General features: G+C 74.1%; 4 protein-coding genes and 2 pseudogenes. 4 read left to right on the forward strand and 2 right to left on the reverse strand.

Features of this window, described 5'->3' with window-relative positions:
- A pseudogene (locus EBO15_RS45630) lies at positions 1-697 on the forward strand (hypothetical protein); the annotation flags it as partial.
- 501 nt (positions 698-1,198) lie between these two features.
- Positions 1,199-1,816: a septal ring lytic transglycosylase RlpA family protein gene (locus EBO15_RS46975; protein WP_325051988.1), complete on the forward strand. Its 618-nt coding sequence runs from the start codon at positions 1,199-1,201 to the stop codon at positions 1,814-1,816.
- 171 nt (positions 1,817-1,987) lie between these two features.
- Here EBO15_RS46975 and EBO15_RS42495 read toward each other — a convergent pair whose 3' ends face one another.
- Positions 1,988-3,067 carry an alpha/beta hydrolase family protein gene (locus EBO15_RS42495; RefSeq protein ID WP_122200097.1) on the reverse strand — a complete coding sequence of 360 codons (1,080 nt, stop codon included), beginning with the start codon at positions 3,065-3,067 and terminating at the stop codon, positions 1,988-1,990.
- Positions 3,068-3,431: 364 nt separating this feature from the next.
- Between EBO15_RS42495 and EBO15_RS42500 the strand changes: the two genes are divergently transcribed.
- Positions 3,432-3,794: a YkvA family protein gene (locus tag EBO15_RS42500; protein ID WP_122200098.1), complete on the forward strand. Its 363-nt coding sequence runs from the start codon at positions 3,432-3,434 to the stop codon at positions 3,792-3,794.
- Between the two features lie 129 nt (positions 3,795-3,923).
- On the opposite strand, the gene EBO15_RS42505 is transcribed toward EBO15_RS42500, so the two are convergent.
- Positions 3,924-4,676, reverse strand: coding sequence for an IclR family transcriptional regulator (locus EBO15_RS42505; protein ID WP_267898466.1), 753 nt, complete (start codon positions 4,674-4,676; stop codon positions 3,924-3,926).
- A 516-nt stretch (positions 4,677-5,192) separates the two neighbouring features.
- On the opposite strand from EBO15_RS42505, the pseudogene EBO15_RS42510 reads away from it, so the two are divergent.
- Positions 5,193-5,782 (forward strand): annotated as a pseudogene (locus tag EBO15_RS42510) (hypothetical protein); the annotation flags it as partial.

A 5,782-nucleotide genomic window follows, 5' to 3' on the forward strand; every position in this document is an offset into this window, starting at 1 on the left:
GGCTCCGGGCGCGCCCGGAGCGCACAAGGCCCCGACCGCGCCGCACCGGCGGGGCCGGGCGGCCGCCGAGCGCCTCGCGACCTTCCCGGCCGGGCACGGCGCGACCGTCCACGGCGAGCCGGGGCCGAACGACTCGCCCGCGTCGCAGATCCCGATCCTGGGCGGCATCCTCGGCAAGCTCATGCCCCAGCCGGACGAGCAGGGCAGCAAGAGCGGTCCGCAGGGCCAGCAGGGCCCGGGTCAGCAGGGCCAGCCGGGGCAGCAGGGCCAGTACGGTCCGCGCGGCCAGCACGGCCCGCGGGGTCAGCACCGTCCGGGCGGCCAGTACGGCCCGCGCGGTCAGTTCGCTCCTCGCGGTCAGTACGGCTCGGACGAGCGGGGCCTGTCCGTGGCGAGCCCCAACCCGGACCAGAACCTGGGCTCGGGCGGCGAGCAGGACGGTTCCGCTCCGGACGCGTCCAAGGCTCCGCCGCTCGGCGGGAACCTGCTGAAGAACCTGACCGACCTGCTGAAGGGCGGCGGGCAGGCGCCTCCGTCCGCCGCGCGGCGGGCCACGTCGGCCGAGCGTCGCGCCACGGCTCCGGAGGCGTCCGAGGCGCCCGCCGGGCTGCCGCCGGTGCCGGTCATCTCGGACGTGCTGAAGAGCGTCAACGGGGGTTCGGACCCGGCGCAGGTCGGCCTGCCCGGCCTGAAGTAGAGGCGGTCCGCCGCCTCCTGATCCGGTCTCCCACGGGACGTCCGCGCCACGACGGCGCGGGCGTCCCGTTCGCTTGTCCAGGGTGAATTACATCGTTGTTATCTTGCCGAGATCGGCAGGTGCGATATCGACGGAGCGCACTAGATCCACTTCGGAGTGACAAATACGTGGTGACAAAGCCCACAAAGGCAAGTCTGAAGTTTGCACCAAGCGGAACGCAACGTACGGTCAAGGACTTGTGTGCGGCCCCACATGAATGAGCTCTGGTTCGTCCAACTGAAGATGGCCGGGAGCCGCACCGCCGGACGTCCGAACCGCTGAGCGGCGGACATGTCGAGAGCACCGGTGCCGTGAGCGGGACGCGAGGCGGAGAAGCCCCTCGCCGGAGGAGATCCCGCGGGCGTACGCGATCAAGAACGAAAGTCCTTTGTCGGCGTGCGCCGGAAACACGGCCCGGAATGCGGACGTCCGGGGTCCTGTCCCCGAACGAAGGATCTCTCCGTGGGCAAGCATCGTCCCAGGTTCCGGCTGCGCACCGTTCTGGTCGCGTCCGGCGTCGCGGTCGCCGTCCTGGCGGCGGGCGCGGCGGCGCTCCTCATGGGCGGCGGCTCCAGCGGCTCCGCGAACGCGGCGCAGACGCGTCGGCTCGCGGCCCAGCCGACCCCGCCCCCCGCTCAGACGCCCTCCCAGGCCCCGGTGGCCGACCCGCCGCGCAAGAAGCCGGGCAAGGCCAGTCGCGGCGAGAAGCGGGACCCGGTGCCGCAGCCGGTGGAGATCACCCAGGCTCCCAAGGCCAAGCCGAAGCCCAAGAAGCCGAAGTACACCGTCCTGTCGACCGGCACGTGCCAGGCGTCCTCCTACGGTGAGGGGCAGTCGACGGCGAGCGGCGAGCGGTTCGACCCGAGCGCGCTGACCGCCGCGCACAAGACCCTCCCCTTCGGGAGCAAGGTCCGCGTGACCAACAAGAGCAACGGCCAGTCGGTCGTCGTCCGCATCAACGACCGCGGCCCGTTCGTGTCCGGCCGCTGCCTGGACCTGTCGACCGCCGCGATGAAGCAGGTGGACGGCATGGGCGCGGGCGTCATCCCGGTCCGCTACGAGGTCCTCTCCCGCGGCTGAGCCCGCCCTCTCTACTCCGAGATCGTCCGTCGCGCCCTGGTGAAGGCGTCCAGCAACCACACCCGACGGCTCACCACGCGCCTCCCGCAACCACCAAAAGTCTTTAGCCGGTGTCGCGATCAGGGGAGCGGCTCGTGCGAGGCGGGGGCGAGAGGCCTCCGGGCCGGCCGGTCAGGCTGAGCTGCTGCCGGTCAGGTGCAGGGAGACGGGCGGCGCGGCGGGCGTCGTCGGCTCGGCGAGGCGTTCGCGGAACCAGTCGGTGAGGACGCCGTCCACGCGGACGGCCTCGGTGATCGGGGCGCGGGCCTCCGTCCCGGGCGCGGCGGCCAGGGCGTGGCCCATCCGGAACGTCGCGGCCTCCACGGCCGGGGCGCCGCAGTGGGCCAGGAGGTCGTGCAGCGCGGTCACCTCGGCGGGCGGGACGATCCGGTCGCGCGCGCCGCCGATCAGCAGCAGCGCGGCGCCCGCCCCGGCGACCCGCCCGACCTGGACGGCGAAGTCGAGCCGCTCGGCCAGCTCGTCCGCGGCGGGACTCCAGGAGCGCTCCCGCCCGGCGCGCTTCTCCACCGACATGGCCAGCCGGGCGGGCGACACGACCGGCGCGACCAGCGCGGCCGTGCTGACCTGCACGGTCTGCCGCGCGAGCGTGAGCAGCACGGCCGCCGCGCCCGCCGAGAACCCGGCCAGGGCGACCGGCGCCACGGGGACGTCCAGGTCGCGGCGCAGGTCGTCGAGAACGGCGGGCAGCAGCGCCGCGGCCTGCTCGACGGACGCGCCGAACGCCGTGACGCCCGCGTCCGTGAGGAACCCCTGCGAGTCGAGGCCGGTCGGGAGGACGGAGGACGGATCGTCCCGGTGCGGCAGGTCCAGGAAGACGCGCCAGGTCGGGACGCCGGTCATCGGCACCGCCGTCGCCATCGCCGCGGCGGTGCGCGGCGGGTCGAACCCGGGCCAGGCCACGATCAGCTCGGTCGGGCCGGACGCGCGCGCGTCCACGGCGGTCGGCGGCAGCGCCACGTACCCGAGCCCGGCGGCCGTCCCCCGGACGGGCCACAGCGGCTCGGCCGGGCGCGTCGCGTCAGCGGGTGCGGGCGTGCTCTCGGCGCGCCTGGCGAGGCCGGTGGCCGGGACCTGGGGGCGCGCGCTCGACGCGGCCGGGCCGCCTCCGGGCTCGTCCGGGGCGGTGCTCATGGGGTCGTCCGGCCCGGTGGGGCGGAGACGGGGATCGGGGCCGGCGGGGTGGGCGGTCATCGTCAGCTCAGCTCCTCGCGGTCGCGGCGGTCGCCTGCGCGGACACCGCCGTGTCCCGGGGCCCGAACGTCCGGGGCGTGCGGTGCCCGCGGACGGACGGGAGGCGGCGCCCCTCCCACGAGTCCGGAGTTCCCGAAGCTCATGTTTCCAGCGGACGGCGAAGAATGCCCCCCAATCCGCACACTCTGTTCCGGAGAGATAGCAAACTGTCACCTCGCATCACCGGCCTGGCGCCTCGTGGCGAGGTTGAGACCGTGGTCACGGGGACGGCCTGAGGGTGGCCGAGGGAACAAGATAGGTCGCGTTCGCGTCCTAGAAAGGTACGGGCGGTGTCGGATCGCCCGCGAAGCACCTGGGAGGACGCGTGAAGGGGAAGCGAGGAGCGGCGGCCGCGGGCCAGGCCTGGCAGATCTACAGCGAGACGCTCGAAGACGGTGCGCCGCGCTTCGGCGAGCGCGTCCGCGCCGTTCCGAGGATGCTGAAGTCGATCCTGCGCGGCGACTACAAGGGCATGTCGATCGGCTCGCTCGGCCTGCTGGCGCTCGGGATCGTCTACATCATCTCCCCGATCGACGCGATCCCGGACATGCTGCCCATCGTCGGCGTCGTCGACGACACGGGCGTGGCCCTGTGGATGGCGACGGTCCTGATCCGCGCGGCGGGCGACTACGTCGCCTGGGAGCGCGGTGGCCGCCCCCACGTGGTGGTCGGCGACATCGTCGACTGACCTGCGGCGATTCCGAAGGCCGACGGCTCCGCGCCGTCGGCCTTTCGCATGTCCTGAGTCGTTCGCGTGCCCTGAGTCGTTCGCGTGCCCTGAGTCGTTCGCCTGTCCTGAGCCGTTCGCGTGCCCGGGTCAGGTGCGGGAGGCGCCGTCCAGGTCGGCGGCGAAGCCCGCGGCCACGGCGCGCATGACGGGGACGACCTCCAGGACGGTCTCGTGCGTCATCCGCGCGGACGGCCCTGACACCGAGAACGCCGTGAGCGTCGGCGCGCCCGGCAGGGGGACGGCCACGCAGCGGACGCCGATCTCCTGCTCCTCGTCGTCCACGGCGTAGCCGCGCTGACGCACGCGCGCGAGCTCGTCCACCAGGGCGTTCGGGTCGGTGAAGGTGTGCTGGGTGCGGGCGGGCATGCCGGTGCGGGAGAGGATCTCCCGGACGCGCGGCTCGGGAAGCTGCGCGAGCAGGGCCTTGCCGACGCCCGTGCAGTGCGGGAGGACGCGCCGTCCGACCTCGGTGAACATCCGCATCGAGTGGCGCGACGGGACCTGCGCCACGTACACCGCCGAGTCGCCCTCGAGGACGGCCATGTTCGCGGTCTCGCCGACCTCGTCCACCAGCCGGGCGAGCGCGGGCCGCGCCCAGGTGCCGAGCAGGCCGCTCGCGCCGTCGCCGAGGCGGATCAGCCGGGGGCCGAGCGCGTACCGCTTGTTCGGCTCCTGGCGGACGTAGCCGTGGTTCACCAGCGTCCGCATCAGCCGGTAGATCGTGGGCATCGGCAGCCCGGACACCTCGGTCAGTTCGGACAGCGCCATCTCGCCGCCCGCGTCCGCCAGATGTTCCAGCAGCTCGAAGGCGCGTTCCAGGGACCGTACGGCCTCCGCCACCGATGACTCCTCTCCCCGAGCGATCGCCCCATCTTACGGAGAACGGATTTCACTCTGCGAAAGACATCGATGTGGTTACGGTTCGTGTCCGAGTGGTTATAACAGCGTGTGCCCCCCGACGCGACCTGACCGAAACGGCGTAGCGGAGAGGAACCGGCGATGGGGCACCAGGCGATGCGACGCCGCGGACCGAGAAGGACACGCGCACGGAGGACCTGCCGCCTGGGCGTGGCGGTGCTCGGAAGCGCCCTGGCGGTGCCCTCGACCATGGTCGTCTCGTCCGCCTCGGCCGTGGGCGGCGCGCCCGCTCCGGCGGGCACGGCCACCGCGTCCCCGCTGACCCCGGTCCCGCAGGACGGGACCGCTCCGGCGACCGCACCCACCTCCGCGTCCACGTCCACGTCTGCGACAGCGTCTTCGACGGCCACGCCGACACCGAGTCCTTCGGGCTCGGGTTCGGGCGCGGGCGGAACCGCGTCGGCTCCTTCGGGAGCGGCGAATGCGCAGGTCACGGCCGTGCGGCTGATCACGACGGCCGAGCCGGTGGGGGAGCGCCGCCGCCGCGGCGGGCGCGTCTTCCTCTATCTCGTGGGGGTCCGCCCGGTGGGCGGGGTCGCGCGGGGCGCGTCGCTCGCGCTGGCCGCGGAACGCCCGCTGAGCTGGGCCGGACGGGCCTCCGCCTGCGCGCCCGGCCAGGACCGCGCGGAGCTGAGCTGCCCCCTCGGCGACCTCAGCGACCGCCGGATGGTCCCGATCGCCGTCCGGGTCCCGGGGAAGCACGCCGCGCGGAACGAACGCCGTGCGGCCGTCCCGCACGTGGTGATCGTGGCGCGGGCGGGCAACGCGTCCGAGCAGACCGTCCTGTCGCTGACTCCGCGCGAGGACGGCCCGACTTCCGGCCCGACCGTAACCGGGAACGACCAGCAGGCACCGGCCTCCGGGCCCGCGAAGCACCCGAAACACTCGACGGACCCGGCGTCCGAGCAGAGCGGCGTTGTGCAGGCTCCCGCCCCTGACGGCGGCGCGACACCGGACGCCGGCTCGGCCACGCCCGGCCAGCCCGCGCTCCCGCCCGCCTCCGCGCCCGCGCCCGCGCCCGCCACCCC

The organism is Actinomadura harenae (assembly GCF_003696215.1).
Classification (GTDB): domain Bacteria; phylum Actinomycetota; class Actinomycetes; order Streptosporangiales; family Streptosporangiaceae; genus Spirillospora; species Spirillospora harenae.

Coding starts and splice junctions, on each gene's coding strand:
- EBO15_RS42495 (WP_122200097.1), bottom strand. CDS start 3,067: ATGACCGCCCACCCCGCCGGCCCCGATCCCCGTCTCCGCCCCACCGGG.